Source organism: Pseudoalteromonas sp. NZS71_1 (assembly GCF_015864305.1).
Lineage (GTDB): Bacteria > Pseudomonadota > Gammaproteobacteria > Enterobacterales > Alteromonadaceae > Pseudoalteromonas > Pseudoalteromonas arctica.
Genome location: NZ_JADYXM010000003.1, coordinates 46584 through 59751, shown reverse-complemented (window position 1 = coordinate 59751; position 13168 = coordinate 46584). Strand labels below are relative to the sequence as shown.

Sequence of the window (13168 nt, the reverse complement as noted above, 5' to 3'; positions counted from 1 at the left end):
TAAATGTTTTATAACACAGTATTGAATGTTTTTTAAGCGCAGCGCACTAATTAAGCGCTTGGCTTTTCACCTAATTTTGCTTTACCTGATTCTAAAAATTGCACAACCGTATTACGCTTTTTACCAATCAGCAAACTGCCATCAGCTAAAAACATAAAGTTTTGCCAATTGCGTTTAAATACATCAAATGTTGTTTCGATAATATTATCGCGTGCCATACAAAAATAAACAGTGGTGTTAGCTTCCCAATCTAAAAACGTTAAGATTGCTTCTGGTGGTTGCGCATCACCATTTTCCCACGCATCTTGCCAATCTACTTCTTGGCTAAAGCTTTTTTCTTGGCCACACCAATCGGTGTCTTCAAAAAAATCTGGGTGATCAAACTCACGGCTTACCATGGTTGTCCAAAGTACGGCTGCGCGCTCATCTCCCATAGGCTTTATTTTTACTGCGTCTTCATCTGATACAGGTAAGTCTTTATGACGAAAAACCCATGCTTTTTTGTAATCATCTAGCGAAATATAGTTCATAGTATTGGCAAATTAGTTAACATTAAAAGTGCAAAGCCAAATTATACAAGAGATCAAAACATGACTACAGCAATAAAACCACTTTCACTCAAACCAGGCATATACCAACACTACAAAGGGCCGCAATACAAAGTTGTTCATGTTGCCACCCACAGCGAAACCGAGGAGCAGCTTGTGATTTATCAAGCACTCTATGGTGAATTTGGTATGTGGGCGCGCCCACTTAGTATGTTTTTAGAAACTGTTGAAAAAGAAGGTGAGGTCATACAGCGTTTTGCCTACCTTGGACCTGCCGTTTAACTATGGCATTATAACAAAATAACTTACTCCTCAGACCAGACAAGGGTACACCGTGCAATTTAATTCAACTGACAATTACATAGCGAGTAGCGCACTTAAACAAGCTGTAAATGCTGCCATTATGCTCGAAAAACCACTTTTAATTAAAGGCGAACCAGGCACAGGTAAAACCATGCTGGCTGAGGAGTTGGCTAAAAGCCTAGATACCACGCTTATTCAGTGGCATATAAAATCGACCACTAAAGCGCAGCAAGGTTTATACGAGTACGACGCGGTTTCGCGCCTGCGCGACAGCCAATTAGGTGACGAGCGTGTACACAATATTGGCAACTACATCGTTAAAGGTAAGCTTTGGCAGGCATTTACGTATGCAGAGCTTAACGGCAAACGCCCCGTATTATTAATTGATGAAATAGACAAAGCCGACATAGAGTTCCCAAACGACTTACTACTTGAGCTTGATAAAATGGAGTTTCATGTTTACGAAACTAACGAGCGCATTGTCGCAAAAGAGCGCCCTATTGTGATCATCACATCAAATAACGAAAAAGAATTACCGGACGCATTTTTACGCCGCTGCTTTTTTCATTACATTGATTTTCCTAGCAGCGACGAAATGCAGCAAATTATTGACGTGCACTACCCTAACGTTAAGCAAGATTTAGTACGCCAAGCACTCGAAGTGTTTTTTAACCTGCGCGAAGCTAACGGCCTTAAAAAGAAGCCATCCACCAGCGAATTACTCGACTGGCTAAAGCTTTTAATGGCTGAAGACATAGACGCTAAAACACTGCACGACAAAGCTAAAAAAGGCGGATTAATGCCCATGTTTGGCGCATTACTTAAAAATGAGCAAGACATAAGCCTAATCGAAAAATTAGCCTTTATGAGCCGTCGCTAGGGCCTGTTGACCTTTCAGGATTAAAATTTATTCTAACTAGGGACGATTTAATCGTGGCGCGAGGTTTGTAACCTAGTGGGCTAAGTAAAAGCCGAGCAACAAAGAGTTAATCGTCCCTAGAACGAACCTTCAGGCAGCGCGTGTTTGGTATTTATGCTGTGTTATCGCCTATTTATGGGGAATAACCACACTACATAGGCTCTGCCTTGCCTAAATACCAAACACACTGCTGCAAATTTAACCTCGAAAGATAAACAGGCCCTTATATGTTAGTACAGTTTTTCTTCAAACTGCGTGAATACCGCTTACCGGTAAGCCTGCGTGAGTTACTCGATTTAATTAACGCCTTAAAAAAAGGCGTTATATTTGCCGACGTAGACGCCTTTTACCATTTAGCACGCACCATAATGGTAAAAGACGAAACGCACTTTGACCGATTTGACAAAGCCTTTAGCGACTATTTTAGTGGTATTGCTGACCTCGATTTGCTCGAGAGCTTAAAGCAACAGCACAACTTACCTGAAGACTGGCTACGTAAAGAATTCGAAAAAAACCTAAGCGATGAAGAAAAAGCCCAACTTAAAGCTATAGGCGGGCTCGATGAGCTTATGAAAACCCTAAAAGAGCGTTTAGAAGAGCAACAAAAACGCCACGCAGGCGGCAATAAATGGGTGGGCACTGGCGGCACATCACCTTTTGGTGCATACGGCTATAACCCAGAAGGCGTACGCATAGGGCAAGACGGCAATCGTAACCGCCAAGCGGTAAAAGTGTGGGATAAACGAGAATACAAAAACCTCGACACCGACAGAGAAATTGGCTCGCGCACAATTAAACTCGCCCTTAAAAAGTTACGTAAGTTCGCCCGCACTGGCGCAAGCGACACGCTTGATTTAAACGAGACTATTCGCGCTACTGCAAAACAAGGCGGCATGCTTGATGTAAAAATGGCACCCGAGCGCCACAATGCCGTAAAAGTGTTGATGCTATTTGATATTGGCGGCTCAATGGATGACTACATTCATACCTGCGAAGAATTATTTAGCGCCGCCCACAGCGAATTTAAACACCTAGAGTTTTACTACTTTCATAACTGTTTATACGAGCACGTTTGGCAAGACAACGCGCGCCGCCATTCAAACGTAATAGACACCATGACGCTCATAAACAAGTTTACCAGCGACTATAAAGTAATATTTGTCGGCGATGCCACTATGGGACCTTACGAAATAGCTTATGCAGGCGGCTCGGTAGAGCACTACAACGAGGAGCCCGGCAGCGCATGGTTATCACGTATAACAAACCACTTTGATAAAGTCGCATGGCTCAACCCACAACCGGTTGAACATTGGCCGTACTATCAATCAATTGGCTTTATAAAAGAGCTGATGGGTAACAGAATGTACCCGCTGAGCTTAGATGGGATAAGCAGAGCGATAAAAGAGCTGAGTTAAAGGAATAACATGAAAAAAAGTATTTATTTAAATGAATGGTTTGTTTGTACCCTTCTTATATTTATTGGATTCATCGTAGGTATTTCAACTAATTCAATAATAGATATACTACTAAGTAAACTTAAACAAGATAGCCTTGCTAACTGGATAACTTCCACCAGCACTTTCTTAATCATGATTGGTACAGTTGCTCTAGCTTATCTAGCCTGGAATGCCAGAAACTCTTGGCTTACACAAAAGTCTATTGAAATGAAATTAGAACTCCTAGGTAATATAGTTAATTACTTCGTTAATATAAGTGAGTATGTTAGTCAGAGTAATGAATTTGGAAAGCAGCACGAAAACTTAAAAGAACTAATCTCTAGACTCAGGCTAAATAGTGGATCAAATGACGATGCATTAAAGAGAGATATTGAGGTGCAACAAAGCTTTTTGGATAAAATACATAGTGATATGGAGCAAATAGTAATAAACATTGAAAGTTCTAAAAAAGGAATTTTCATTAGTTTAGCTAAACTACCTTCAGACAAATACCAATCAAATTCAATTGTCTCAAAGATGATATACCTGAAAGCAAGTCATGCCCACTCAGATTTTTCAAGTTTTTATTATGAAATTAATAATTACTATGAGCAACTACAGGAGTTACTTTTCCCCGGTGAAAAAAGGTTAGCTCTTCCTGCATGGGAAGAGGCTCTTTCATCTGAAGAATAGTCTTACTATTTTTCAGATGCACGCCAGAACAAGTTATTAAGTTACATCTCTCTTCTGATCCAAAAAATAAGCGAAAATTGTCTAAATGCTTCATTCATTTTGATAAGGCTTAAAACCCTACAACTCAGCTATATGATCCAAGGTCTCGGGATGACGCTGCACAAGCTTTAGCAATGTTATCGCTTGCCCATTAGGTGCGCTGCGCCCTTGTTCCCAGTTTTCGAGCGTTCTTGATGATGTATGTAGAATGCTTGCAAATACACCGCGCGACATATTAAATGTTTCTCGAATATTTACTATTTCATTGGGTGAGATAGCAAGATCGTTGATATCCTTTACTGCATGAGAACGTAACGTAAGCTTTCCTTGTGAATGCGCTTTAGCGTCCACAAGTGCTGTAGTTAATTCTGAAAATAAATCACGTTTGCTCATTGCGCCACACCTCTAAGAATTCTTTTAATTGCTTTTTCTGATCTGCTGTTAAATCGGTTACTTCGTTTTTACTGTAAATAGTGAGTAGATAAAAGCGTCTTTTGTCATCCAAGTAATAATATATAACTCTTGAACCACCACGTTTACCCTTTCCTTTGCTCGCAACTCGTATTTTACGTAAGCCGCCTGTTCCTTGAATAACATCGCCCTGTTTTGGGTTAACCATTAGATCTGCTTGAAATAAACGATACTCGTCATCACTCAAGTACAACTCTCGGTACTTTTCGAATATGTTTGATTCAACAAATAGGCTTTTCATACATTAAAGTATACGCAGATAGCGTATAAATTCAATTAAAGATTTTAAACGATTGGCGGCAGGTATCTCTTGCTTTAGCTAAAGCGCTTTACTCATAAACAAGCTGTAAGGATCTAACTCATAACCCCCAAACGGCTCGCATTCTTTAAAACCAAATTGAGTGTAAAGCTTTTTTGCGGGCAAAAATGCCTTTGCAGTGCCGGTTTCTAAGCTTAACTTTTTATAACCTCGCAAGGTCGCTTGCTCAATAATATGCGTGAGTAACTTAGCGGCTATACCTTGGCGTAAATAGTTGCTTGATGTGCGCATTGACTTAATTTCGCCATGCGTTGTATTTAGCGTTTTTAAAGCGCCAACACCCGCTAAATTATTATCAATCCATAAGCTATAAAAAGTTATGTCGGGCTGAGTGAGTTTGCTCACATCAAGTGCATGCACGCTCTCAACGGATGAGTGTTTTAGCATATCGTTATGGTGTGCTTGTAGTAGCTTTATAACGTGTGGGTTTGAAAGCTCACCTATTCTAATATCCATTTATACCTCGTTTAATCCTAGAATTTAATGCTTGAGGGCTTTAGGGCTTTAATTAAAACCCCAAAGCAAGTAGCTATATTTAGAATGCTAGTTTCCACACTACAAAAGCGACAGCAAACCCAACTAAATACACCAAACCTAACCACGTTAAACTACGTAGTAACACGCTATGCTTAATAGCAGGCTCTGATCGCACGAGGCTAAAGTTGAGCCATGCAAATACAGGCGTTGTAACAAATGAAAGTGTCATAGCAAACGTAAGCATGGGGCCAAGGGCTGATTTAAAAAATAAAATAACGGCCATACCGGCAAGTGCTTGTAGTATTAACCAAACATTTAGACTGTGCTTTGATTGCTTAAAGCCAAGTAGTTTATGAGATTCGTTAAGCGTACGGGCGTAGCCATCAAGCACGGTGAGTGTCGTACCAAACATACATAAAAAAGCGATTGCTGATACAAGCGGCCTTGCCCACTCGCCTATTGTTAATGCGTACATATCAATAAGCTGCTTGGCAAACGCGACACCGCCGAGTTCTATACTACTGGTTTGCCCGTACTGCACTAATACACCTAAGCTAAAAAATACCAAGGCTAAGCCAGCTGTAAGCCAATAGCCTACGTTAAAATCGAACAAGCCTTGGCTTTTAGAAACTGTTTGTTGCGCTTGTTTTTCTTTTAGCCATAAAGAACTTAATGCAGATATTTCGATAGGGGCTGGCATCCAGCCCATTAAAGCGACCATAAAACTAAGCATGGTTAACTCGTATGGAGAAGGGCCTACATAGTCAGCAGGTGCCATTGGGCCGTTACTAAATGCAATGGCAAGGGCAATCAAAGTAGCGAGCGTAAGCAGCCCCATAATGCCTTTGGCAACGTTATCTAGCGCTTTAAAGTGTCCAAGTAGCAATATAACTAAACATACACCCAGCAGCATCCAACAAAGCAAGGTTACTTCAATAACAATAGGTAAGGCGTAATGCAGCAGGCTTGCAGTAAGTAGTAATACGCCGGCGGTATTAACAACAGCGGCAACAATGTTTAAACCAATAAAGCTGTAAAAATAAAACGGGCCTTTGCTTTTATAGCCCTCTACTAAGCTATTTTTAGTGGCAAGTGTGTATTCCATACCAAAGCGAAAAAACGGGTATTTTAAAACATTAACAACGAGGATTAACCAAAATAGTTGCCAGCCAAATATTGCTCCAGCCTGTGTAGACGCAACTAGGTGAGATCCGCCAATAGCGGCCGTTGCCATGAGTATTCCAGGCCCAAGCGCACCTAGTCGAGATTTCCATACTGCTTTTGTTTTTTGCATTAATTTCTCAAAATATGTGTGTTGTGTGTTCTTTTTATCAATTTTTATAATTAATAAACTGCAAGAACGCATAACTTACCTAAATTACAGGCAATAAAAAAGAGCCATACGGCTCTTTTTTACAATACTTTGTGACTAAATTTTATTTAAGATCCATCTCTTGGATGATCTCGTGTGCGATTTCAGGTGTTGTACTTACAGGCTTTTCGTGTAGGTTTGCTTTTATCTGCCCTTTTCGATGTTTTAGTGCCGCATCGAGTTTTTTAGCTGCGCTTGCAATGGCTGGGTACATAACTTCGTTTTCCCCTTTTACCGATATGCGCGTGCCTTCGTAATTAGTGCTAATTTCAGCTTGGATTTTATGATGTTCTTTAGACAAAATAATATCGAGTGCAATAAGCGATGGAAAATGGCTCTCGATTTTTGAAAATTTTTCGTTGATGTGCTCTTTAATAGAGTCAGTAACTTCAACATGGTGACCAGAAAGATTAATTTTCATAGGGTATCCTTTTATTTGTTACCTCATAAATAGTATTGGGGGCTATTTAGATTAACACAAGGAAAAAAGAGAGATATTTGAGGTTTATTTGCGGTTTTTGGTGATTTAAATCATGCGTTGCGCAAAGTTTATGCAAAGCCCATGTTGCATGGGCTTTCAGACGTCTAGCTGTATTGATTAATCTGTGTACGAACAACAGTAGTCAGCAAAATCAGATACTTTTACTTTAAAGCTTACATTTGCATCAACATTAAACGATTCACCTGCGTTAAATGTTTTCCACTCACTCGCCTCTGGTAATAAAATATCCCATTGGCCAGCTAAAAGCTCCATGCATTCTTTTTGGTTTGTATCAAAAACAAACTCACCTGGTTGCATAAAGCCTAACGTTTTCGCTTCGCCATCACCTAAAATAACGGTACGGCTTGACACTTTTCCGTCAAAATATACATTGGCTTTTTTTACTACACTTACGTTATCGAACTTTGGCATTTTTAGCTCCTGCTATTAATTTAAGATTATTATTTATAAATTTATCGCACTACCTTGCCTGATAGCTTACTTTCTTGCAAGGAAAGCAGCATTGATCAAGGTGAAGTTGCTTCATGTAAGGGCATAAAAAAACCCGCAACATGTGCGGGTTTTTCAATTACTTACTTTATTTAATCAAAGCGATTAAAAAAGCTCGTTTGCTTTGCTTACAATGTTTGCCACTGTAAAGCCAAAGTGCTCAAACAACTCATTAGCTGGTGCTGACTCACCAAAGGTGGTCATACCTACTACTGCGCCGTTTAGGCCTACGTACTTGTACCAGTAGTCAGCAATACCTGCTTCTACTGCTACGCGGCGTGAAACAGATGCCGGTAATACGCTTTCTTTGTATGCTGCGCTTTGATCTTCAAAGGCATCAGTACATGGCATAGATACAACACGTACCTTTTTACCTTGGCTGCGTAGTTCGCTTGCTGAATCTTGTGCTAGTTGCACTTCAGAACCTGTTGCAATAAAGATAATCTCTGGATTGCCGTCACAGCTAAGGATGTAACCACCCTTTTTAACGTCACTTAATTGCTGTGCGTCACGCGCTTGTTGCTCAAGACCTTGGCGAGTAAAGATTAACGATGTAGGGCCATCTTTACGCTCAATAGCTTGTTGCCATGCAATTGCCGACTCAACTTGGTCACATGGGCGCCAGTTGTATAAGTTAGGCGTTAAACGCATGCTTGCAATTTGCTCTACTGGTTGGTGAGTTGGACCATCTTCACCTAGGCCGATTGAATCGTGCGTGTATACAAAAATGCTTGGTTGCTTCATTAATGCAGCCATACGTACAGCATTTTTTGCATATTCAACAAACATTAAGAACGTTGCACCGTAAGGAATAAAGCCTTTATGAAGGGCAATACCATTCATAATGGCCGACATACCAAACTCACGTACACCGTAGTAAATGTAGTTACCGCTTGCATCATCGCGTGTTAAACCTTTAGAGCCATCCCAAATTGTTAAGTTTGAGCCAGCTAAATCGGCTGAGCCACCCATAAATTCTGGTAATAACGGACCAAATGCGTTTAAAGCATTTTGCGATGCTTTACGAGAAGCTGGATTTGCAGGGTTTGCTTGTAATTGCTCAATGTACGCTTGAGATTTTTCAGCCCAATCGCCAGGCAGTTCGTTATTAATACGACGCTTGTATTCAGCTGCAAGTTCTGGATATGCTTTTGCGTATGCTGCAAATTTTTCGTCCCAGCTTGATTCAAGCTGTTGACCTTTTTCTTTGCCATCCCACTGTGCGTAAATATCATCAGGAATTTCGAACGCATCGCCAGTCCAACCTAAGAATTCGCGAGACGCTTTAATTTCGTCATCACCTAGTGGTGCACCGTGACAATCGTGGCTACCAGATTTATTAGGTGAGCCGTAACCAATAATTGTCTTACAACAAATTAGTGATGGCTTATCGGTAATGCTTTTAGCTTCTGCAATTGCAGCACTAATAGCATCGCTATCGTGGCCATCAACACCACTAACTACATGCCAACCGTACGCTTTAAAGCGAGCTGGCGTATCATCGGTAAACCAACCTTCTACTTCGCCATCGATTGAAATGCCGTTGTCATCCCAAAATGCAACAAGCTTACCCAGACCTAATGTGCCTGCAAGTGAACCTGCTTCATGAGAAATACCTTCCATAAGGCAGCCATCGCCCATAAATGCATAGGTAAAGTGATCAACAATATCGTGACCTTCACGGTTAAACTGCGCAGCTAGCGCTTTTTCAGCAATTGCCATACCTACCGCATTTGTGATCCCTTGACCTAATGGACCCGTAGTAGTTTCGATTCCTGGTGCATAGCCATATTCTGGATGACCTGGTGTTTTAGAATGCATTTGACGGAAGTTTTTAATTTCGTCCAGTGGTAAGTCGTAACCACTTAGGTGCAATAGAGAATAGATAAGCATTGAACCGTGGCCGTTTGAAAGAATAAATCTGTCACGGTCAGCCCACTCTGGATTCGTTGGGTTATGTTTTAGATAATCGCGCCATAATACTTCTGCGATATCAGCCATGCCCATAGGGGCTCCAGGGTGGCCAGATTTGGCCTTTTGTACTGCGTCCATTGACAAGACGCGAATAGCATTTGCAAGTTCTTTGCGAGATGGCATGAATTCTCCTACCTTTATGTGTATTTGCGCGGGTATTTATGTGTTTGTTTATGTAACCAAATAACTTGGATACTGTTATACATCCATTCTTACTTATTGTGGGGGCTGTGTGCAATTAAAAACCCCAGAAAAGGCAGCATTATGAATTTTTTTTGAGACTGGAACGACATTCGTAATTTTATTTAGACGTCTAGGCGTAAAAACACTATGCAATGCGTTTTGTTTTCGATAAAATACGCCCCTTAATTTTTTAGCGCTAATACCGACATTTGTGAAGCGCAATATTTGTGAGCAGAAATACAATGGCAAAACATTTATTTACTTCTGAATCTGTTTCTGAAGGTCATCCGGATAAAATCGCCGATCAAATCTCTGATGCGGTACTTGATGCAATCCTAGAGCAAGACTCTCAGGCTCGCGTAGCGTGTGAAACGTACGTTAAAACCGGTATGGTTATGGTTGGTGGTGAAATCACTACTAGCGCATGGGTTGATATCGAAGAAATTACACGTAAAACAATTCGTGACATTGGCTACACAAATTCAGACATGGGCTTTGATGCCGATTCATGTGCAATTTTAAACACTATTGGTAAACAGTCTCCTGACATTAACCAAGGTGTTGACCGTACTAGCCCAGAAGAGCAAGGCGCGGGCGATCAAGGCTTAATGTTTGGTTACGCATGTAACGAAACAGAAGTACTGATGCCTGCTCCAATTACTTACTCACACCGTTTAGTACAGCGCCAAGCGCAAGTGCGTAAAAGCGGCGAGCTTAACTGGTTACGTCCAGATGCAAAATCTCAAGTTACTTTTGCATACGAGAACGGCAAACCAGTAGGTATTGATGCTGTTGTACTTTCTACTCAGCACAGCGAAGACATTTCGCAAAAAGATTTAGTAGAAGCGGTGATGGAAACAATCATCAAGCCTGTACTTCCTGCAGAACTTATTACAAGCGCAACTAAGTTTTTCATTAACCCAACAGGTCGTTTTGTAATTGGCGGACCAATGGGCGATTGTGGTTTAACAGGTCGTAAAATCATTGTAGATACATACGGTGGTATGGCTCGTCACGGTGGTGGTGCTTTCTCTGGTAAAGATCCATCAAAAGTTGACCGCTCAGCAGCATATGCTGCACGTTACGTTGCTAAAAACATTGTTGCAGCTGGTCTTGCTGACAAGTGTGAGCTACAAGTTTCTTACGCAATTGGTGTTGCAGAGCCAACTTCTATTAGCGTTGAAACGTTTGGTACAAGCAAGCTAGAAGAAAGCCGTTTAATTGAGCTTATTCGTGAACACTTTGACCTGCGCCCTTATGGCTTAATTCAAATGCTTGATTTAGAGCGCCCTATCTACCTTCCTACAGCGGCTTACGGTCACTTTGGTCGCGACGAGTTCCCTTGGGAACGTACAGATAAAGCAGACGCACTTCGCGCAGCTGCTGGCCTTTAAGCCAAAATTGTTGTAGTAAATTAAAAACGGCCCTTTTAAGGGCCGTTTTTGCATCTAAAACTTATTCGCTATATTGTTTGTAGAGCGTCTACAAAATAACTATTAAATCGACCTCGAATTCTTTTGTACTTTAGGTATATACTCATTTCATTATAAAAGCTTTAGGGACAGTTAAATGGCCGATAACTTTCGCGTTATATTTGCAGGACTTGCCGATAACGTTGACATAAAAACAGCATGTACAAATTTAGCTGCAAAATTAAAAACGTCAGATGAAAAAGTAGCTCTTTTTTTTAAAGGTAAGCCACTGTTTGCACCAAGCGATAAAGACAAAGCGTTAAAACAGGCTAAGTTACTAGCAAGCTTAGGTATTAAAAGTAAGCTGCAAGCTGTTTCAAATGCAATTCAAAATAGCTCCCCCGCAGCTGCAAATAACAACCAACGTGACGAACGTATTTTTGATGCACTCGATTACATCACTAGTAGCTTGATTCGCCTTGAAGAAAAGCTAGACGAGTTAGAGCAACGCCTTCCTGAAGCTCAATTAAAAGCACCAGACGAAAGTATTGACGAATGGCAAGGTGACGATCTAATGCTAGATGATGATTTAGCGCCTCCTAAAAAACGCAGTAACTTACTTTTATATTCATTGATTGCAACTGCCACCATTTTACTAGTCGTACTGGCTGTTTTTTTAATTTTTCCCGATTTATTCTCTTTTTAAGAATGGTTAATTAATTTAATGAGCAATAAACGCGCAAAAATAAGAGCGAAAATTCGTAACACCCGTAAAAACTTGTCAAATAATCAGCAAATAATTGCTGCGCAATCGCTAAAAATGAATTTTATTCAACATTTAAAAAGCGAAAAAACAACGAATTCAAAGCATATTGCCATTTACTTAAGTAACGATGGAGAGCTAGACACTTCATTGTTAATTAAAGAATTATGGAGTTTAAACCATACCGTTTACCTACCTATAATACACCCATTCAATGGCGCTAATTTACTATTTCAGCGCTATGAGAAAAACTCACCCATGAGAGCAAATCGCTATGGTATCTTGGAGCCTAAGCTGAACTGCTCTCAAATATGCCCATTACCAGTGCTTGATTACCTCCTTATGCCATTAGTTGCATTTGATAAACAAGGTAATCGCCTAGGAATGGGAGGTGGGTTTTACGACCGGACATTGGCACGTTTACACGAACAAAATTGGCAAAAACCACAACTAATTGGCCTTGCACATGAATGCCAAAAAGTTGAGGCTCTACCAATCGAGTCGTGGGATGTACCACTTAAAACCATTATCACCCCAGATAAAACATACTGTTGGTAACAATTAAATTTGATTACTAACCGCATATTTCTGACATACATGAGCACAAAGCAATGACACAAGACGAATTAAAAAAAGCAGCTGCTTGGGCAGCACTCGAGTTTGTAAAAGAAAACACTATTGTAGGTGTGGGTACAGGCTCTACTGTTAATCACTTTATTGATGCCCTTGGTTCAGTAAAGGACACTATTGTAGGCGCTGTATCAAGCTCAGAAGCCTCAACCGCGCGCTTACAAGCGTTAGGTATTGAAGTATTTGAGCTTAATAACGTTGCTGCTTTAGATGTATACGTTGACGGCGCTGACGAAATAAACGATCAAAACGAAATGATTAAAGGTGGCGGTGCAGCCCTTACTCGCGAAAAAATAGTAGCCGCTGTAGCTAAACAATTTGTGTGCATTGTAGATGACACCAAATTAGTAAAAACATTAGGCGACTTCCCGCTTCCGGTAGAAGTTATTCCAATGGCTCGCAGCTACGTTGCACGAGAATTATTAAAGCTTGGTGGTGACCCTGTTTATCGCCAAGGCGTAGTTACCGATAACGGTAACGTTATATTAGATGTATTTAACTTAAAAATTACCAATGCTAAACAACTTGAAGCACAAATAAATTCAATTGTTGGCGTAGTTACCAACGGCCTATTTGCAATGCGTGGTGCTGATAAAGTGATTATCGGTACTAAAAATGGGCCACAAATTAAATAGGAT

16 protein-coding genes are annotated in these 13168 nt (G+C 40.6%); 8 read left to right on the top strand and 8 right to left on the bottom strand.

The window, feature by feature from the left end; genetic code table 11:
- Positions 1-50: 50 nt before the first annotated feature.
- The gene (locus I6F43_RS05650; protein ID WP_010554439.1) at positions 51-530 is read right to left on the bottom strand and encodes a DUF2947 domain-containing protein; all 480 of its coding nucleotides are present in this window, start codon (positions 528-530) and stop codon (positions 51-53) included.
- A gap of 60 nt (positions 531-590) precedes the next feature.
- On the opposite strand from I6F43_RS05650, the gene I6F43_RS05645 reads away from it, so the two are divergent.
- The 4 genes from I6F43_RS05645 (at position 591) to I6F43_RS05630 (ending at position 3899) form a co-directional block, all read left to right on the top strand.
- The gene (locus tag I6F43_RS05645) at positions 591-830 is read left to right on the top strand and encodes a DUF1653 domain-containing protein (protein WP_024594065.1); all 240 of its coding nucleotides are present in this window, start codon (positions 591-593) and stop codon (positions 828-830) included.
- Positions 831-882: 52 nt separating this feature from the next.
- Positions 883-1731, top strand: coding sequence for an AAA family ATPase (locus I6F43_RS05640; RefSeq protein ID WP_010554437.1), 849 nt, complete (start codon positions 883-885; stop codon positions 1729-1731).
- Between the two features lie 266 nt (positions 1732-1997).
- A complete protein-coding gene (locus I6F43_RS05635; protein ID WP_197101394.1) occupies positions 1998-3185 on the top strand; it encodes a vWA domain-containing protein in 1188 nt (395 codons plus the stop codon).
- 9 nt (positions 3186-3194) lie between these two features.
- Positions 3195-3899: a hypothetical protein gene (locus tag I6F43_RS05630; RefSeq protein WP_197101392.1), complete on the top strand. Its 705-nt coding sequence runs from the start codon at positions 3195-3197 to the stop codon at positions 3897-3899.
- Positions 3900-4016: 117 nt separating this feature from the next.
- Here I6F43_RS05630 and I6F43_RS05625 read toward each other — a convergent pair whose 3' ends face one another.
- The 7 genes from I6F43_RS05625 to tkt form a co-directional block, all read right to left on the bottom strand.
- Positions 4017-4331 carry a helix-turn-helix domain-containing protein gene (locus I6F43_RS05625; RefSeq protein ID WP_197101390.1) on the bottom strand — a complete coding sequence of 105 codons (315 nt, stop codon included), beginning with the start codon at positions 4329-4331 and terminating at the stop codon, positions 4017-4019.
- Positions 4318-4650 (bottom strand): type II toxin-antitoxin system RelE/ParE family toxin, encoded by a 333-nt coding sequence (locus tag I6F43_RS05620; protein WP_039486712.1) that lies wholly within the window; start codon positions 4648-4650, stop codon positions 4318-4320. The genes I6F43_RS05625 and I6F43_RS05620 overlap by 14 nt, the downstream gene beginning before the upstream one ends.
- Positions 4651-4728: 78 nt before the next feature.
- Positions 4729-5184 carry a GNAT family N-acetyltransferase gene (locus tag I6F43_RS05615; RefSeq protein ID WP_197101380.1) on the bottom strand — a complete coding sequence of 152 codons (456 nt, stop codon included), beginning with the start codon at positions 5182-5184 and terminating at the stop codon, positions 4729-4731.
- A gap of 79 nt (positions 5185-5263) precedes the next feature.
- A complete protein-coding gene (locus I6F43_RS05610) occupies positions 5264-6499 on the bottom strand; it encodes an NRAMP family divalent metal transporter (protein ID WP_197101378.1) in 1236 nt (411 codons plus the stop codon).
- Between the two features lie 142 nt (positions 6500-6641).
- On the bottom strand, positions 6642-6998 hold the full coding sequence (hpf, locus tag I6F43_RS05605) for a ribosome hibernation-promoting factor, HPF/YfiA family (RefSeq protein WP_024611277.1): 357 nt from the start codon (positions 6996-6998) through the stop codon (positions 6642-6644).
- Positions 6999-7175: 177 nt separating this feature from the next.
- Positions 7176-7490 (bottom strand): pyrimidine/purine nucleoside phosphorylase, encoded by a 315-nt coding sequence (gene ppnP / locus I6F43_RS05600; RefSeq protein ID WP_182720484.1) that lies wholly within the window; start codon positions 7488-7490, stop codon positions 7176-7178.
- Between the two features lie 183 nt (positions 7491-7673).
- Positions 7674-9665 carry a transketolase gene (gene tkt / locus I6F43_RS05595; RefSeq protein ID WP_197101376.1) on the bottom strand — a complete coding sequence of 664 codons (1992 nt, stop codon included), beginning with the start codon at positions 9663-9665 and terminating at the stop codon, positions 7674-7676.
- Between the two features lie 302 nt (positions 9666-9967).
- On the opposite strand from tkt, the gene metK reads away from it, so the two are divergent.
- From metK to rpiA, 4 genes are all read left to right on the top strand, one after another.
- The gene (metK, locus tag I6F43_RS05590) at positions 9968-11119 is read left to right on the top strand and encodes a methionine adenosyltransferase (RefSeq protein ID WP_024600601.1); all 1152 of its coding nucleotides are present in this window, start codon (positions 9968-9970) and stop codon (positions 11117-11119) included.
- Positions 11120-11294: 175 nt separating this feature from the next.
- Positions 11295-11843 (top strand): hypothetical protein, encoded by a 549-nt coding sequence (locus tag I6F43_RS05585; protein ID WP_101217711.1) that lies wholly within the window; start codon positions 11295-11297, stop codon positions 11841-11843.
- Positions 11844-11861: 18 nt separating this feature from the next.
- Complete coding sequence (locus I6F43_RS05580) at positions 11862-12458, top strand: 5-formyltetrahydrofolate cyclo-ligase (protein ID WP_010554418.1); 597 nt, start codon at positions 11862-11864, stop codon at positions 12456-12458.
- Between the two features lie 53 nt (positions 12459-12511).
- Positions 12512-13165 (top strand): ribose-5-phosphate isomerase RpiA, encoded by a 654-nt coding sequence (gene rpiA, locus I6F43_RS05575; RefSeq protein WP_024591469.1) that lies wholly within the window; start codon positions 12512-12514, stop codon positions 13163-13165.
- The last annotated feature ends 3 nt before the right edge of the window (positions 13166-13168 follow it).

Coding starts and splice junctions, on each gene's coding strand:
- I6F43_RS05650 (WP_010554439.1), bottom strand. CDS start 530: ATGAACTATATTTCGCTAGATGATTACAAAAAAGCATGGGTTTTTCGT.
- I6F43_RS05645 (WP_024594065.1), top strand. CDS start 591: ATGACTACAGCAATAAAACCACTTTCACTCAAACCAGGCATATACCAA.
- I6F43_RS05635 (WP_197101394.1), top strand. CDS start 1,998: ATGTTAGTACAGTTTTTCTTCAAACTGCGTGAATACCGCTTACCGGTA.
- I6F43_RS05630 (WP_197101392.1), top strand. CDS start 3,195: ATGAAAAAAAGTATTTATTTAAATGAATGGTTTGTTTGTACCCTTCTT.
- I6F43_RS05625 (WP_197101390.1), bottom strand. CDS start 4,331: ATGAGCAAACGTGATTTATTTTCAGAATTAACTACAGCACTTGTGGAC.
- I6F43_RS05620 (WP_039486712.1), bottom strand. CDS start 4,650: ATGAAAAGCCTATTTGTTGAATCAAACATATTCGAAAAGTACCGAGAG.
- I6F43_RS05615 (WP_197101380.1), bottom strand. CDS start 5,184: ATGGATATTAGAATAGGTGAGCTTTCAAACCCACACGTTATAAAGCTA.
- I6F43_RS05610 (WP_197101378.1), bottom strand. CDS start 6,499: ATGCAAAAAACAAAAGCAGTATGGAAATCTCGACTAGGTGCGCTTGGG.
- hpf (WP_024611277.1), bottom strand. CDS start 6,998: ATGAAAATTAATCTTTCTGGTCACCATGTTGAAGTTACTGACTCTATT.
- ppnP (WP_182720484.1), bottom strand. CDS start 7,490: ATGCCAAAGTTCGATAACGTAAGTGTAGTAAAAAAAGCCAATGTATAT.
- tkt (WP_197101376.1), bottom strand. CDS start 9,665: ATGCCATCTCGCAAAGAACTTGCAAATGCTATTCGCGTCTTGTCAATG.
- metK (WP_024600601.1), top strand. CDS start 9,968: ATGGCAAAACATTTATTTACTTCTGAATCTGTTTCTGAAGGTCATCCG.
- I6F43_RS05585 (WP_101217711.1), top strand. CDS start 11,295: ATGGCCGATAACTTTCGCGTTATATTTGCAGGACTTGCCGATAACGTT.
- I6F43_RS05580 (WP_010554418.1), top strand. CDS start 11,862: ATGAGCAATAAACGCGCAAAAATAAGAGCGAAAATTCGTAACACCCGT.
- rpiA (WP_024591469.1), top strand. CDS start 12,512: ATGACACAAGACGAATTAAAAAAAGCAGCTGCTTGGGCAGCACTCGAG.